General features: G+C 73.2%; 8 protein-coding genes. 7 read left to right on the forward strand and 1 reads right to left on the reverse strand.

What is annotated here, in order from left to right; translation table 11 throughout:
• Positions 1-73 precede the first annotated feature (73 nt).
• The 7 genes from treS (at position 74) to glgP (ending at position 14879) form a co-directional block, all read left to right on the forward strand.
• A complete protein-coding gene (treS, locus tag rosag_RS22835; RefSeq protein ID WP_345784877.1) occupies positions 74-1699 on the forward strand; it encodes a maltose alpha-D-glucosyltransferase in 1626 nt (541 codons plus the stop codon).
• Positions 1696-3210, forward strand: coding sequence for a maltokinase N-terminal cap-like domain-containing protein (locus tag rosag_RS22840; protein WP_284352498.1), 1515 nt, complete (start codon positions 1696-1698; stop codon positions 3208-3210). The genes treS and rosag_RS22840 overlap by 4 nt, the downstream gene beginning before the upstream one ends.
• Positions 3210-5453 carry a glycogen debranching protein GlgX gene (gene glgX, locus rosag_RS22845; protein ID WP_284352499.1) on the forward strand — a complete coding sequence of 748 codons (2244 nt, stop codon included), beginning with the start codon at positions 3210-3212 and terminating at the stop codon, positions 5451-5453. Before rosag_RS22840 ends, glgX begins: the two co-directional genes overlap by 1 nt.
• Complete coding sequence (gene glgB, locus rosag_RS22850) at positions 5450-7930, forward strand: 1,4-alpha-glucan branching protein GlgB (protein ID WP_284352500.1); 2481 nt, start codon at positions 5450-5452, stop codon at positions 7928-7930. Before glgX ends, glgB begins: the two co-directional genes overlap by 4 nt.
• Positions 7927-10125, forward strand: coding sequence for a 4-alpha-glucanotransferase (gene malQ / locus rosag_RS22855; RefSeq protein ID WP_284352501.1), 2199 nt, complete (start codon positions 7927-7929; stop codon positions 10123-10125). Before glgB ends, malQ begins: the two co-directional genes overlap by 4 nt.
• Positions 10122-12950, forward strand: coding sequence for a malto-oligosyltrehalose synthase (treY, locus tag rosag_RS22860; protein ID WP_284352502.1), 2829 nt, complete (start codon positions 10122-10124; stop codon positions 12948-12950). Before malQ ends, treY begins: the two co-directional genes overlap by 4 nt.
• A gap of 198 nt (positions 12951-13148) precedes the next feature.
• On the forward strand, positions 13149-14879 hold the full coding sequence (gene glgP, locus rosag_RS22865; protein WP_284352503.1) for an alpha-glucan family phosphorylase: 1731 nt from the start codon (positions 13149-13151) through the stop codon (positions 14877-14879).
• Between the two features lie 93 nt (positions 14880-14972).
• Here the strand turns inward: glgP and rosag_RS22870 are convergent, their stop codons facing one another.
• The gene (locus rosag_RS22870; RefSeq protein WP_284352504.1) at positions 14973-17048 is read right to left on the reverse strand and encodes an amylo-alpha-1,6-glucosidase; all 2076 of its coding nucleotides are present in this window, start codon (positions 17046-17048) and stop codon (positions 14973-14975) included.
• Positions 17049-17069 lie beyond the last annotated feature (21 nt).

A 17069-nucleotide genomic window follows, 5' to 3' on the forward strand; every position in this document is an offset into this window, starting at 1 on the left:
CCAGCGCGCCGCCGAGGAGCGCGCGGCGCACGAGTTCCGCGGCGACGACAACCCGCTCTGGTACAAGGACGCGATCATCTACCAGCTGCACGTCAAGGCGTACCGCGACCACAACGGCGACGGCTACGGCGACTTCCGCGGGCTGCTGGACAAGCTGGACTACATCCAGTCGCTCGGCGTCGACTGCATCTGGCTGCTGCCGTTCTACCCGTCGCCGCTGCGCGACGACGGGTACGACATCTCGGACTACAAGGCGATCAACCCGACGTACGGCACGCTGGAGGACTTCCAGCGCTTCCTCGACGCGGCGCACGCGCGCGGCATCCGCGTCATCACGGAGCTCGTCATCAACCACACGAGCGACCAGCACCCGTGGTTCCAGCGCGCGCGCCTGGCGCCCAAGGGGAGCCCGGAGCGCGACTGGTACGTCTGGAGCGACGATCCCAATCGCTACGCCGGCACGCGCATCATCTTCACCGACACCGAGACGTCCAACTGGACGTGGGACCCGGTGGCGCAGCAGTTCTACTGGCACCGCTTCTTCAGCCACCAGCCGGATCTCAACTTCGACAACCCGGAGGTGCTGGAGGCGGTGAAGGACGCCATGCGCTTCTGGCTCGACATGGGCGTCGACGGATTGCGGCTGGACGCGATCCCGTACCTGGTGGAGCGCGACGGCACGAACTGCGAGAACCTGCCCGAGACGCACACGGTCCTGAAGCAGCTGCGCGCCGCGCTGGACGCCGAGTACCACGGGCGGATCTTCCTCGCGGAGGCGAACCAGTGGCCGCCCGACGTGCGCCCGTACTTCGGCGACTCGGACGAGTGCCACATGGCGTTCCACTTCCCGGTGATGCCGCGCATGTACATGGCCGTCGCGCGCGCCGACCGGACGCCGATCGTCGAGATCATGGCGCGCACGCCGGACATCCCGGCCGACTGCCAGTGGGCGATCTTCCTCCGCAACCACGACGAGCTGACGCTCGAGATGGTGACGGACGAGGAGCGCGACTACATGTACCGCGAGTACGCCAAGGATCCCCGCATGCGCATCAACGTGGGGATCCGGCGCCGGCTCGCGCCGCTGATGGACAACGCGCGGCGGCGCATCGAGCTGATGAACACGCTCCTGATGTCGATGCCCGGCACGCCCATCATGTACTACGGCGACGAGATCGGAATGGGCGACAACGTGTTCCTGGGCGACCGCAACGGCGTGCGCACGCCGATGCAGTGGAACGGCTCGTGGAACTCGGGCTTCTCGGAAGCCGACAGCGCCGCGCTCTACAGCCCGCTCATCGTCGACCCGCCCTACGGCTACCAGGGCGTGAACGTCATGGCGTCGGAGCGCACGGACTCGTCGCTCCTGCGCTGGATGCGGCGGCTGATCGCGGTCCGCAAGACGTCGCGGGCGTTCGGGCGCGGGCGCATCGAGTTCCTGCACCCGGCGAACCGGAAGATCCTCGTCTTCCTGCGCGAGTACGAGGACGACATCGTGCTGGTGGCGTGCAACCTCTCCGGCAGCGCCGAGCCGGTGGAGCTGGACCTGCGCCGCTTCGCGGGCTACGTGCCGATCGAGATGTGGAGCGACCGGCCGTTCCCGACGATCGGCGAGCTGCCCTACTTCCTGACGTTCGGCCCGCACGGCTACTACTGGTTCCGGCTCTCGCGTCCCGACGGCGCAGGGCCGGGCGCGTGAGCCCGGCCCACGCCGGCGCCCCTGACGCCGGCGTTCCGCCGTTCGACTGGGGGGCGCTGCCGCCGGCCGCGCTGGCCGACCACCTCGCGCGCCAGCGCTGGAGCGGGGCGCGGGGCGCCACGATCACCGACGTCCGCGTCGCCGGCTGGATCCCGTTCCCGCTCGACGCGGCGGACGCGTGCGCGATCGTGCTCGTCGAGGGGCGCGTGAACGGCGCGCCCGTGCGCTGGCAGCTGCCGCTGCTCGCGCCGTCCGACGCCGCGGTCGACCTCGCGTCCGCCGACGCGACGGCGCACGCCCCCTTCCGCGACGCGCTGCGCGCGGCCCTGGCCGCGGAGCGCGAGCTGCCGGGACGGACGACCGACGGCCGGCCGCTGCGCTGGCGCGCGCGCGCGGTCGCGCGCGATGGCGCGCTCGCGGCGTCGCTCCCGTCGCGCGTCGGCGGCGCGGAGCAGAGCAACACCTCGCTCCTCTACGGCGAGGCGGCGATCGTGAAGCTGTTCCGGCGGCTGGAGCGCGGTCCGCAGCCCGACGTCGAGATCGGGCGCGCGCTCGCGACCACGCGCTTCGCGCACGTGCCCGCGCTGCTCGCCGTCGTCGAGCTGGACGAGGACGGCGACGTCACCGTGCTGGCGATGGCGCAGGCGCTGGTGCCGCGCGCCCGTGACGCCTGGGAGGTGGTGGTCGCGCGCGCCCGCGCCGCGCTCGCCGGCGACGCGTCCACCGAATCAGACGCCGGCGTCGCGGAGGCGCGCCGGCTGGGCGAGGCCACGCGCCGCCTGCACGATGCGCTCGCGGCCGTCGGGGAGGAGGCCTTCGCGCCCGAGCCGGCCACGCCGGCCGACGTGCGCGGCTGGGCCGGCGATGCGGCGCGCGCGTTCGACCTCGCGCTCGACGCCGTCGCGCCGCCGCCGGGCGAGGACGCCTCGACCGACACCGCGCGGGCGTTCGCGGAGGCGCGCGCCGCGCTCGGCGCCCTCGCGGCGCGTCGCGAGGAGCTGCGTGCGCGGCTGGACGCGCTGGTCGCGCGCGTCGACGACGACGCGGGCCTGCGCATCCGCCACCACGGCGACTACCATCTGGGCCAGGTGCTGCGCGGCGAGGACGGCACGCTGGCCGTCATCGACTTCGAGGGCGAGCCGGCGCGTCCGCTGGCCGAGCGGCGCGCGCGACATTCGCCGCTGCGCGACGTCGCGGGCATGCTCCGTTCGTTCGGCTACGCGGCGGCGGCCGCGCTGCGCGAGGTGTCCGCCGAGGACGACGTCGCGCCGCGCGCCGACGCCTGGGAAGCGGCCGCGCGTGCCGCGTACCTGGACGGCTACTTCCACGCGGCGGCCGAGGGACGGCCGTCGTATCTTCCCCGCAGCCGCGTCTCGGCCGACGCGCTCGTGCGGGTGTTCGAGCTCGAGAAGCTCTTCTACGAACTACGCTACGAAGTGCGGAACCGACCCGACTGGCTCGCCATCCCGCTGCGCGGGCTGCAGGCCCTCCTGGCCGCCGAGGTGCGCTGATGCGCGCCTGGCCCGGCCAACCCTTTCCCCTCGGCGCCACCTGGGACGGCGCGGGGGTGAACTTCGCCCTCTTCTCCGAGAACGCGACCGGCGTCGATCTCTGCCTGTTCGACGCGCCCGACGACCCGCGCGAGCGCGTCCGCATCCCGATGCGCGAGCGCAGCGACCAGGTGTGGCACTGCTACCTGCCCGACGTGCGCCCCGGGCAGCTCTACGGCTACCGCGTGCACGGCCCCTACGCGCCCGAGCAGGGCCACCGCTTCAACGCGGCCAAGCTGCTCATCGATCCGTACGCGAAGGCGGTCAGCAACTCCATCGCCTGGAGCGATGCGCTGTTCGCCTACAAGGTGGGCGGTCCGCGCGAGGACCTGGAGCCCGACCCGAGCGACGAGACGTCGGGCGTGCCGAAGTCCGTCGTCGTCGACAACGCCTTCACGTGGGAGGACGACCGGCCGCCGCGGACGCCGTGGAACCGCACGGTGATCTACGAGTGCCACGTGAAGGGGATGACGATCCAGCATCCGGACGTCGACCCGTCGCTGCGCGGCACGTACCTGGGCCTCGCGTCCGATCCGATCGTCGAGCACCTGCTCTCACTCGGCGTCACCGCGGTCGAGCTGCTGCCCGTGCACCACTACGTCGTCGACCGGCACCTGGCCGAGCGGGGGCTGACGAACTACTGGGGCTACAACTCGATCGCGTTCTTCGCGCCCGACATCCGCTACGCCACGCCGGAGGCGCGGTACGGCCAGCAGGTGTACGAGTTCAAGACGATGGTGAAGAAGCTCCACGCCGCGGGGATCGAGGTGATCCTCGACGTGGTCTACAACCACACCGGCGAGGGGAATCACCTGGGGCCGACGCTGTCGCTGCGCGGCGTGGACAACCGGGCGTATTACCGCCTGATGCCCGACAATCCCCGGTTCTACATGGACTTCACGGGGACGGGCAACTCGCTGAACATGATGCACCCGCGGACGATCCAGCTCATCATGGACTCGCTCCGCTACTGGGTGACCGAGATGCACGTCGACGGCTTCCGCTTCGACCTCGCGCCGGTGCTGGCCCGCGAGCTGTTCGACGTGAACCGCCTGTCGGCGTTCTTCGACATCATCCACCAGGATCCGGTCCTCAGCCGCGTGAAGCTGATCGCGGAGCCATGGGACATCGGGCCCGGCGGCTACCAGGTCGGCAACTTCCCGGTCGGCTGGGCCGAGTGGAACGGCAAGTACCGCGACTGCATGCGCCGCCTCTGGCGGGGCGACCCGAACGTCGTCGGCGAGGTGGCGTCGCGCCTCTCGGGCTCCAGCGACATCTACGCCTGGAGCGACCGCGCGGCGTACGCGAGCGTGAACTTCGTGACGGCGCACGACGGCTACACGCTGCGCGACCTCGTGAGCTACGAGCGGAAGCACAACGACGCCAACGGGGAAGGGAACCGCGACGGCCACGACGACAACCTCAGTCGCAACTGGGGCGCGGAGGGCGAGACGGACGACGCGCGCGTGATCGCGCGCCGCCGCCGCGCGATGCGCAATCTCATCGCCACGCTCGGCTTCTCGCAGGGCGTGCCCATGCTCTCGCACGGCGACGAGATCGGCCGCACGCAGCGCGGGAACAACAACGCGTACGCGCAGGACAACGAGCTGTCGTGGGTCGACTGGAAGCTGGAGCCCTGGCAGCGCGAGCTGCTCGACTTCACGCGCCGCGTCATCGCCATCCGCCACGTGCACCCGGTGCTGCGCCGCCGCAGCTTCTTCCGCGGCCGGCCCGTGGGCGCCGCCGGGGTGAAGGACCTCACCTGGCTGCGCCAGGACGGCCACGAGATGACGGACGCCCAGTGGCACGACCCCAACCGTCGGGTGCTCGGCATGCTGATCCACGGCGAGGCCGCGGACGAGACCGACGACCGCGGGCGCCCGGTGCGCGGGGACACCATGTTGCTGGTGATCAACGCGGGCTTCGACCCGGTGGACTTCACGCTGCCGGCGGTCGCGGGCGCGGGCGCGTGGACGAAGCTGATCGACACGGTGGAGGGGCACGTGGAGCCGGCGACGGGTCCGACGCTCGCGCTGGAGGGCTTCTCGCTGGCGCTGCTGCGCCACGGCGTCGAGCGGCGCATCGGCTGGACGGGCGCGACGGCGGAGAGCGCGGCGCTGGTCAACGCGGCGACGGTCGGCGGCGCGAGCGGGCTCGCGGCGGCCGAGCTGTCGCTGCTGGGCATCGGAGGGGTGACGCCATGAGCGACGATCGTCGACCGCCCGAGGGGCCGACGCCGGACGACGCGACGCCGCGCGAGTCCGACGTGCCCGCGCGCGCGCCGCGCGGGCGACGCCCCGCGTCGAGCGCGAAGAAGTCCGCCGGCGCGCCGCCCGCGCCGTCGACGTCGGCGCGCAAGCGGGCGCGCGGTGCGGAGCCCGCGCCCGTGCTGCCGCCCGAGTCGGGCGCACAGGTGACGCTGCCGCCGCCGCCGGCAGGCGCGCAGGACGTCGCGCGCCTCCGCGCGGGCGACGTGACGGACCCGCACGCGATCCTCGGCGTGCACCCGGCGCTGTCCGAAGGGCTGGCGGGGCTCGTCGTGCGCGCGTGGCATCCGGATGCCGTGTCGGTCGACCTGCTGCCCGCGAGCGGCGGCACGCTGCCGATGGAACGCAGCGCGCCCGGGCTGTTCGGCACCTTCCTCCCGGGCGAGACGCTGCCGTTCGCGTACCGGCTGCGCTTCACCTTCGCCAACGGCGGCGTGTGGGAGCGCGACGATCCGTACCGCTTCCTGCCGACGCTCGGCGAGGTGGACCTCCACCTCTTCAACGAGGGCACGCATCGCCGGCTGTGGGAGAAGCTCGGCGCGCACGTGCGGACGGTGGACGGCGTGCGCGGCGTCGCGTTCGCGGTCTGGGCGCCCAACGCGCGCCGCGTCAGCGTCGTGGGCGACTTCTGCGGCTGGGACGGCCGCCTCTTCCCGATGCGCCGCATGGGCGGCAGCGGCGTGTGGGAGCTGTTCATCCCGGAGATCGGCCCCGACACCTGCTACAAGTTCGAGATCCGCACGCGCGAGGGGATGCTGCGCCTCAAGACCGACCCGTTCGCCGCGAAGATGCAGCAGGCGCCCGCGACGGCGTCGATCATCGTGGACGACGCGGCGTACACGTGGGGCGACGACGAGTGGATGACGCAGCGGCCGCGGCGCGACCCCGCGCGCGAGCCGATGGCGATCTACGAGGTGCACCTCGGCTCGTGGCTGCGGCACGCGGACGATCCCGAGCGGCTGCTGACGTACCGCGAGGTCGCGCCGCGCCTCGCCGCGCACGTCGCGGGGCTCGGCTTCACGCACGTGGAGCTGCTGCCCATCGCCGAGCATCCGTTCTACGGCTCGTGGGGCTACCAGGTCACGGGATTCTACGCGCCGACGTCGCGCTACGGCACGCCCGACGACTTCCGCTACCTGGTGGACACGCTGCACCAGGCGGGCATCGGCGTGATCCTCGACTGGGTGCCGGCGCACTTCCCGAAGGACGACCACGCGCTGCGCCGCTTCGACGGCACGGCGCTGTACGAGCACGAGGACCCGCGGATGGGCGAGCACCCCGACTGGGGGACGCTCATCTTCAACTACGGGCGCCACGAGGTCCGCAACTTCCTGCTCGCCAACGCGCTCTACTGGCTCGACGAGTTCCACGTCGACGGGCTGCGCGTGGACGCGGTCGCGTCGATGCTGTACCTGGACTACAGCCGCGCACCGGGCGAGTGGCTGCGCAACCGATACGGCGGGCGCGAGAACCTGGAGGCGATCGACTTCCTGCGCACGGTGAACGACGTGGTGCGCACGGACTACCCGGGCTGCTTCACGGTGGCCGAGGAGTCGACCGCGTGGCCGGGCGTGACCAAGCCCGCATCGGAGGGCGGGCTCGGGTTCACGTTCAAGTGGAACATGGGGTGGATGCACGACACGCTCGAGTACTTCGCGCGCGATCCGTTCTACCGCCCCTGGCACCACGACCAGCTGACGTTCGCGATGATGTACGAGTACAGCGAGCGCTTCATCATGCCGCTGTCGCACGACGAGGTGGTGCACCTCAAGAAGTCGTTGCTCGACAAGATGCCGGGCGACGTGTGGCGCAAGTTCGCGAACCTGCGCCTCCTGCTCGCCTATCAGTGGACGCGGCCCGGCAAGAAGCTGCTGTTCATGGGCTCCGAGCTGGGCACGTGGCGCGAGTGGGACCACGACCGCGGCCTGGAGTGGCACCTGCTCGAGTCGGCGCCGCACGCCGGGCTGCTGCGCTTCGTCGAGGCGCTCGGCCGCCTGTACGGGGAGCACGCGTCGCTCTGGAGCCACGACCACGATCCGCACGGCTTCCAGTGGGTGGACGTGGCGGACCGCCAGAACTCGGTGGTGAGCTACGTGCGCCGCGACGGCGCCGACCACGTGGTGGTGCTGCTGAACCTCCAGCCGGTTCCGCGCGAGCGCTATCGCATCGGCGTCCCGGCACGCGGCGCGTATCGCTGCGTGCTCTCCAGCGACGCGGCGCGCTTCGGCGGCAGCGACTGGCCCACGCCGGACCGGATGGACGCCGAGCCGGTGCCGTACCACGGGCACGCGCAGAGCATCGAGCTCTCGCTGCCGCCACTCGGCGCGCTCGTCCTCGCGCCGGCCGACGACGTCCCGGATGACGTGGAGAGCGTCGCCGCCGACGTGTCCGAGCCGCCGGTCGCCGCCGCATGAGCGCGCCGGCCGACGGGCCCGGATCGCACGAGGCGGCGCGCGCGGGGCTCGCCGCGGCGCTCGGCATCGTGGCCGAGTACCACGACGTGTCGGGGCGCCTGCACCACCTGGGCGACGAGACGCGCGAGCGCCTGCTCGCGGCGCTCGGCTTCCCGTCGCCGGACGACGCCACCGCGCAGCGCCACCTGGACGCGCTGCACGCGGCGACGGCCGCGCGCGCGCTGGCGCCCACGTGCGTCACCGTGCGCCAGGCGCCGGGCACGCCGCTGACCGTCGGCTTCCGGGGCACGCCCGACACGGACGTCGGCTACGCGCTCTGGTGGCGCGGCGAGGGCGACGCGGCCGAGACGCTGGTGGCGGAGGGGAACGCGCACACCGACGGCGCGGGCGCGACCTCGGTCGTGACGCCGGACCTCGCGCCGGACCTCGGCTACCACACGCTGCGGCTGGCGGTGCGCGACGCGGACGGCGCGCGCGAGTCGACGCAGCGGCTCATCGTCGTGCCGCCGCGCTGCGCCGCGCCGGAGGACGTGCTGCGCGGCGAGCGCGTGGTCGGGCTGACGGCGAACCTCTACACCGTGCGCAGCGCGCGGAATTGGGGCGTGGGCGACTTGGGCGACCTGCGCACGCTGACGCACGTCGCGCACGAGGTGGGCGCCGCCTTCGTTGGCGTCAACCCGCTGCACGCGCTGCGCAACGCCGACGGCGACGTGAGCCCGTACAGCCCGATCAGCCGCGTCTTCCGCAACGTGCTGTACCTGGACGTCGAGGCGGTGCCCGAGCTGGCGGAGTCGTCGGAGGCGCGCGCGCTGCTCGCGTCGCCCGCGCTGCAGGATGCGATCGCGGCGCTGCGCGCGGGCGCCCGCGTGGACTACGCGGGCGTGATGCGCTGCAAGCTGCCCGTGCTGGAGGCGCTGCACCGCGCGTTCCGCGCGCGCCCCGCGGGCGACGTGCGCCGCGCGGCCTACGACGCGTGGATCGCGATGCACGGCGAGGCGCTGCAGCGCTTCGCGCTCTTCACCGCGCTCGACGAGCACTTCCGGCCGCAGGGCTACGGGTGGTGGCCCGAGTGGCCGCAGGAGGTGCGCGATCCGCGCGGAGACGGCATCGCGGGCTTCCGCGCCGTGCACGCCGAGCGCATCGACTTCCACCTCTGGTGCCAGTTCGAGCTCGATCGGCAGCTGGCCGCGGTGGCGGCGGAGGGGCGCGCGCTCGGGCTGCCCATCGGGCTGTACGAGGATCTCGCCATCGGCGCGTCGGGCGCAGGGAGCGACGTCTGGTCGGAGCCCGACCTCTTCCTGCGCGACGTCAGCGTCGGCGCGCCGCCCGACCCGCTCGGCCCCGAGGGGCAGAACTGGGGGCTGCCGCCGGTCGATCCGCGGCGGCTGCGCGCGCGTGGCTACGATTTCTGGATCGCCCTCGTGCGCAACGCGCTGCGCCACGCCGGTGCGCTCCGCATCGACCACGTGCTCGGGCTCTTCCGCCAGTTCTGGATCCCACAGGGGATGTCGGGCGCGGAGGGCGCGTACGTGCGCTTTCCCGCGCACGACCTGCTCGGCATCCTGGCGCTGGAGAGCGTGCGCGCGGGCGCGCTGGTGGTGGGCGAGGATCTCGGCACCGTGCCGCCCGAGGTGCCGCCGGCGCTCGCGCGCTGGGGCGTGCTGAGCTCCAAGGTCCTCGTGTTCGAGCGCGAGGGCGACGGCGCGTTCCGGCCGCCGCGCGCGTATCCGCGCATGGCGCTCGCGACGGCCAACACGCACGACCTCGCGCCGCTCGCGGGCTTCTGGGGCGGGCGCGACATCGTGCGGCGCCGCGAGGTCGGGCTGCTGCGCGACGACGCGGAGGTGCAGGCGGCCGAAGCCGACCGCACGCGCGATCGCGCGGCGCTGCTGCGACTGCTGGTGGACGAGGCGCTGCTGCCGCCCGAGGTGCTGACCGCGGACGCGGCGGCGGTGGACGAGGCGCGCGTGCGCGCCGCGGTGCACGCACTGCTCCGCCGCACGCCGTCGTGGCTCGTCGGCCTGTCGCTCGACGACCTGGTGGGCGAGGCGGAGCCGGTGAACGTGCCCGGCGTCGGGCCCGAGCAGTTCCCGGCGTGGCAGCGGCGACTCTCGATGCCGATCGAGCAGCTCTTCACGGATCCCGCGGTGCGCCGCGCGCTGGGCGTCGAGCGGACCTGGACCGCGGCGCCGTGATCCCGCTGACGGCGACCTACCGGCTGCAGCTGCACCGCGAGTTCGGCTTCGCGGACGCGACGCGGCTGGTGCCCTACCTGCAGCGCCTGGGCGTCTCGCACGTCTACCTCCCGCCGGTGCTCGCGGCACGTCCGGGGAGCACGCACGGCTACGACGTCGTCGATCCCACGCGCGCGAACCCTGAGCTGGGCGGCGACATGGGATTCGTCGCGCTGGCCGACGCGGTGCACGCGCACGGGATGGGGCTGATCGTCGACATCGTGCCCAACCACATGGGCGCGGGGCCGGCGAACCCGTACTGGCTCGACGTGCTCGCGCTGGGGCGCGACTCGCGCTGGGCGCGCTGGTTCGACGTCGACTGGAGCGCCTCGCACGCGCGCGGCCGGATCGTGCTCCCGGTGCTCGGCGACGGGCCGGAAGAGGTGCTCGCGCGCGGCGAGCTGCGGCTGGCGGTGCAGGGCGACGCGTTCGTCGTGCGCTACTACGAGCACCTCTTCCCGCTCGACCCGCGAACCGTGCACGAGCTGTTCGCCGTCACGCACACCTACGTCTTCCCGCCGCACGCGCGCGAGGACGAGGCCGAATGGGCGCGGCTGCGCGCGGGGCTGCAGGGCGAGGGCGGGCGGGCGCTCGATGCGGACGCGGCGTCCGACGCCGTGCGCGCGGCGTCCGACGCCGTGCGCGCGGCGACGGCGCTGATCGCGCGGTCGGAGGCGGTGCGCGCGTACGTGGAGTGGGTGCTGGACGTGTTCGCGTCGGGCGACGACGGGCGCATGCGACTCGCCGCGCTGCTCGAGCGGCAGCGGTGGCGGCTGGCGCACTGGCGCGAGACGACGCGCGAGCTGCACTTCCGCCGCTTCTTCGACGTGACGGAGCTGGTGGCCGTGCGCGTCGAGGATCCCGCCGTGTTCGAGGCGTACCACGCGTGGACGCTGGCGCAGGTGGCCGCGGGCCGCATCGACGGGCTGCGCGTGGACCACGTCGACGGCCTGGCCGATCCCCACGCGTATCTGCGCATGCTGCGCGCGGCGCTCGACGCGCGGCGCCCGGACGAGCGCGTGCCGATCCTCGTCGAGAAGATCCTCGCGCACGGCGAGGCGCTGCGCCCCGAGTGGCCGGTGGACGGCACGACGGGCTACGAGGCGCTGAACGAGATCGAGCGCGTGTTCGTGTCGCCCGACGGGGCCGCGACGCTGGAGAGGGGCTATCGCCGGCAGCTGCGCGCGCGGCCGACGGCGACGTACGCGGACGTCGCGGAGCGCGGCAAGGAGCACGTGCTGCGCACGGCATTCCGCCCGGAGCTGCGCCGGCTCGTGTCGCTGCTGATGCGCGTCGCGCGCGCGGTGGGCGTGGACGCGAAGCCGGCGGCGATGAGCGAGGCGCTGCTGCAGCTCGCGATCGCGCTGCCGGTGTACCGCACCTACGTGCGCGCGTCGGCGTCGGACGGGCGGCTGGTGGCCGACCCGCACGATCGCCGGCTGCTGGAGGACGCGGTCGCGCACGCGACGGCGCGCGGCGTCGCGAAGCCCGACGTCCTGCACTTCGTCGCCGGCGTCCTGCTCGGCGACGTGCCGGGCGACGTGCCGATGAAGGCCGCGCAGCGCCGCGCCGCGCACGAGGCGGCGCTCCGCTTCCAGCAGACGAGCGGCCCCGCGACGGCCAAGGGCATCGAGGACACGGCGCTCTATCGCTGGTTCCCGGTCGCCTCGCTGAACGAGGTCGGCGGCGAGCCCGATCATCCGCTGGAAGCGGCCGTGGAGGAGCTGCACGCGGCCAACGCCGCGCGCGGCGCGCGGTGGCCGCGCGCGATGGTCGCCGCGACGACGCACGACACCAAGCGCTCCGCCGACGTGCGCGCGCGGCTCGACGCGCTCGCCGAGGTGCCCGCGCGCTGGAACGCGCTCGTGGGCCGCTGGCACCGCCGGCACGCGCCGCTGCGCACGAAGGTCGGCCGCCGCAACGTGCCCGACGCGAACACCGAGTGGCTGCTCTACCAGACGCTCGTCGGCATCTGGCCGGAGGGCCACGACGGAGCGGCGGACGACGCGCTCGTCGCGCGCGTGCAGGAGTACCTGCGCAAGGCCATGCGCGAGGCGAAGGCGCAGACCAGCTGGACGCAGCCGAACGCCGCCTATGAGGACGGCGTGCTCGCGTTCGCGCGCGCCGTGATGGTGGAGGACGGAGGCGCCGAGTTCCGCACGGAGCTGGCGTCGCTGCTCGCCGTCGTCGCGCCGGCGGGCCGGTGGACCTCGCTCGCGCGCACGCTGCTGCAGGGCGCGGCGCCCGGCACGCCCGACACCTACCGCGGCGACGAGCTGTGGCAGCTCGCGCTCGTCGATCCCGACAACCGCGGCCCCGTCGACTGGGCGGAGCGGAAGGTGGCGCTGGTCGAGCGCGAGCTGGGGACGGTGGCGCCCGCGGAGCTGCTCGAGCACGCGGCCGACGGGCGGATCAAGCTGCACGTGCTGCGCTCGGTGCTCCAGGCGCGGCGCGCGCATGCGGCGCTCTTCACGGACGGGTCGTACGTGCCGCTGCACGCCACCGGCGAGCACGCCGTGCACGTCGTGGCCTTCGCGCGCGTGCACGAGGGACGCGCGGCGATCGCCGTCGCGCCGCGACTTCCGCTCGGTCTCGCGCCGGACGGCGCGCCACCCGTGGGTGCGCGCTGGGGCGACACGCGGCTCGATCTCGGAACCGTGCGGCACGCCCTCGGTACCAGTGCGCTGCGCGACCTCGTGAGCGGTGGGGAAGTGCCCGTCGAGGACTCCATCTCTCTCGCGCGCTTGCTGGACGCGCTCCCTGTCGCGCTGTTCATCGGCGACTGAGCGGGGTCGTCACCTCGGGCCCCGACCGGTCGTCCATGACCGTCCGGGCGGCCGGTTGGTCCAGGCCGCCGGCCGGACGTATTAGCTTTTCCGCAGCAGCCCGGTGGGCCCGGTCGCCGTCCAGGACGGCCCGCGCCGCCCGCCTCCCACCAAGCGCCGCCCATGCGCGGCGTACTCCCTCCGTATCCGAGGTACCCCATGGCCGCGGCTCGCCCCATGACCGTCGCCTACTTCTCGATGGAGATCTGCCTCGAGCAGGCGATCCCCACGTACAGCGGCGGCCTCGGCGTCCTCGCCGGCGACACGCTGCGCTCGGCCGCCGACCTGCGCCTCCCCGTCGTCGCCGTCACGCTCGCGCACCGGCTCGGCTACTTCCGCCAGCACCTGGACGCCGACGGCGGCCAGACCGAAGGGCCGGCGGAGTGGCGCCCGGAGGAGCGCCTGCAGGCGGTCGCGCAGACGGTGACCGTGCAGGTCGAGGGACGCCCCGTCGTCGTCCGCGCCTGGCGCTACGACATCCGCGGCGTCAGCGACGGCGTCGTGCCCGTGTTCCTGCTGGACACGCGCCTGCCCGAGAACTCGCCCTACGACCAGACGCTGACCGACACGCTCTACGGCGGCGACTCGCGCTACCGCCTGTGCCAGGAAGTCGTGCTGGGCATGGGCGGCGCCGCGCTGCTGGAAGCGATGGGCTACGGCGAGGAGACGCAGTTCCACATCAACGAGGGCCACGCCGCGCTCCTCTGCCTGCACCTGCTGGAGCGCCAGTACGCGGGGCGACAGCCGTGGGAGGCGAACGTCGGCGACGTGGAGGCCGTGGCGCGCCGCTGCATCTTCACGACGCACACGCCGGTGCCCGCGGGCCACGACCGCTTCGCGGGCGACCTCACGCGCGAGGTGCTCGGCGAGCGCGCGGCGACGCTCGACGCGCTGCAGCTGTGGGAGGGCACGGAGCTCAACATGACCCGCCTCGCGCTGCGCTGCTCGCGCTTCATCAACGGCGTGGCGCTGCGGCACCAGCAGGTCTCGCAGGAGATGTTCCCCGAGTTCCCGATCGGCGCCATCACCAACGGCGTGCACGCGGTGACGTGGACGGCGGAGCCGTTCCGGCAGCTCTTCGACCGCTATTTCCCCGAGTGGCGGCGCGACAACAACTACCTGCGCTACGCGATCACGATCCCCGTCGAGGACATCCGTTCGGCCCACCGCGCGGCCAAGCAGGCGATGCTCGACGAGGTGGAGCGCCGCACCGGCGTGCATCTCGACCCGCGCGTGTTCACGATCGGCTTCGCGCGCCGCGCGACGACGTACAAGCGCACGGACCTCATCTTCTCGGACCTCGACCGCCTGCGCAGCATCGCGACGCAGGTCGGCCCGATCCAGATCGTCTACGGCGGCAAGGCGCACCCGAAGGACGAGAACGGGAAGGCGATGATCCGCCGCATCCACGAGAGCGCGCGCAAGCTCGGCGACCTCGTGAAGGTGGTGTACGTCGAGAACTACGAGATGACGCTCGGCCACCTGCTGACGTCGGGCTCCGACGTGTGGCTCAACAACCCGATGCGTCCGCTCGAGGCGAGCGGCACGAGCGGGATGAAGTCCGCGCTCAACGGCGTGCCGAGCCTGTCGGTGCTTGACGGCTGGTGGATCGAGGGCTGCCTCGAAGGCGCGACGGGATGGTCGATCGGCGCGGATCCGGGGCTCACGGTCGATCCGACCGCGGACATCCCGGAGCTGTACTACAAGCTGGAGCGCGTCGTCCTGCCGCTCTTCTACGGCATGCCGTACAAGTGGGGTGAGGTGCAGCGCAACGCGATCGCCGTCAACGGGTCGTTCTTCAACACGCAGCGCATGGTGATGCAGTACCTGCAGAATGCGTGGGCGCCCGGCTCGGCGAACGAGGCGCTGATCGCGGCGCCGACGGCGTAACGCCAGCGCTCCGCATCACGCTCGGCGCCCGGCGCTCCGCGCTCGCTCCTTCGCCGCGAAGGAGTGAGCGCCGAGCGCCGGGCGCCGAGTCGTTCACGGAGCTCTCTCGTCGGTCATCGCCCAGCATCGTAGCAGCTCCGCCACGCTCCACGCCTGCGCGATGCAGCCGCGCGGCGTGAACGGCGCCTCGGCGTCGAACACCTCCGCCACCGAGCCCACGCCGAACTCGTCGAGGTGGCCGGCGAGGCCCTGCAGCCAGCGGCGCGCGCCCGCGCGATCGCCGGGATGCACCTTGAGCCACGCGTCCACCCACGGGCCTATCAGCCAGCCCCACACCGTGCCCTGGTGGTACGCCCCGTCGCGCGTGCGCAGGTCGCCGAAGTACTGCGGCTTGTACTCGGGGCTGCCCGGTGCCAGCGAGCGCAGCCCCATCGGCGTCACGAGCAGCCGCTCGCACGCCTCCACGACGCTCGCCCAGCGCGCCTCGTCGAGCACCGGATTCGGCAGCGACACCGCGAGCAGCTGGTTCGGGCGGAACTCGGCGCTGTCCCCGTCGGGACCGTCGACGACGTCGTACAGGTAGCCGCCGCCCTCGTGCCAGAAGCGCCGATTGAACGACGCGCGCGCGCGGCTCGCCTCCGTGCTCCACCGCGACTCGGCGCCGGGCTCGCGCTCCTCGCGCGTCCAGCGGGCGAGCAGGCAGAGCGCGTTGTACCAGAGCGCGTTCAGCTCCACCGCCTTGCCGCGCCGCGGCGTCGGGATCCAGTCGCCCATCTTCGCGTCCATCCAGGTGAGCTGGTAGCCCTCCTGGCCCTGCGTCAGCAGCCCGTCCGCCGGATCGATGCGGATGCCGTAGCGCGTGCCGCGCAGGTGCTGCTCGGCGATGTCGGTCATCGTCGGCAGCAGGCGGCGCAGCGTCGCCCGGTCGCCGGTGACCTGCACGTAGCGATCGAGCGCGTGGAAGAACCAGAGCGTCGCGTCGGCCGTGTGGTACAGCCCCTCGTTGCTGCCGTCGGGGAACATGTTGGGGATCAAGCCGTCGCGCACGTACTGCGCGAACGTGCGCACGATGAAGCCCGCCTCGCGCCAGCGGCCCGTCGTGAGCGTCAGCCCCTCCATCGCGATCATCGTGTCGCGGCCCCAGTCGGTGAACCAGTGGTAGCCGGCGATCACCGTGCGCACCTCGTCGCCCACCGCCTGCGCGCGCACGCGGTCGCGCAGACGGCCCGCCGGCGTGATGAGGAACTGGTCGGCCGCCAGCACGAGCTCCGCGGCGGTCACGTCGTCGCCCGCGACCGTGGCCTGATCGAGCAGTCGGCGCCGCCGCTCCAGCTCCGCATGCCACGCCTCGTCGGGGTCGAGCGCCGCGAGCACCTCGGGCGCCTCCGCCGACGCGACGAACGTCACCGGCACGCCGCGCTGCAGCTGCACGTCGAACGCGCCCGGCGACCAGAGCTGCCCGCGGTTCTCGTAGCCGCGCGCCTGCTCCACGCGGTACAGCAGCTCGTTCGTCACCGAGGGCTCGAGGCGCACCTTCACCTCCGCGCCGTGCACGCGGATGCGCAGCGGCGGCAGCGGCGACGCGTCCGCGGTCACCGCGAAGTGATCGCCTGCCGCGGACAGGTGGTACGTCGCCGACTCCGGCGTCGTCACCGGATCCTCGTAGCCGCGGAAGTGCAGGGCAGGGCGCAGCGTGAGGCCCACGGTGTCCGCGCCGTCGAGCAGCACGTAGCCCACGTACACCGTGTTCTGGCGGTACGGCATCATGAGCCGCTTCTCGATCACGACCGGACCGTCCGCGCCGCGGAGGGCGTATCGCCACACGGGCAGCCCCGCCTCCAGGCGGAACTCGGCCAGCGCCTGCGCGCCCGCCGCGTCGAGACGCCCCTCCGCCCACTCCTCGCCGCCGAGGCTCGCCTGGCTGCCGTCGGGCAGCGAGACGCAGTCGACGAGGTGGTTCAGCAGCACCATGCGGCCGAGCGGGTTCTGGAGCGCCGCGACCAGCACGCCGTGGTAGCGGCGCGTGACGACGCCCGCCACCGTCCCGGACGCGTAGCCGCCCAGTCCATTGGTGACGAGCCACTCGCGCGTGATGAGTGGCTCGACGTCGCGCGCGTCGTGGGGCGTCCACGGAATGCGGCGCACGACGCGGTCGATGAGGCGCGTCATGACAGTGTACGTACGTGGCGG

The sequence above is a fragment of the Roseisolibacter agri genome (assembly GCF_030159095.1).
In the GTDB taxonomy this organism is placed as follows: domain Bacteria; phylum Gemmatimonadota; class Gemmatimonadetes; order Gemmatimonadales; family Gemmatimonadaceae; genus Roseisolibacter; species Roseisolibacter agri.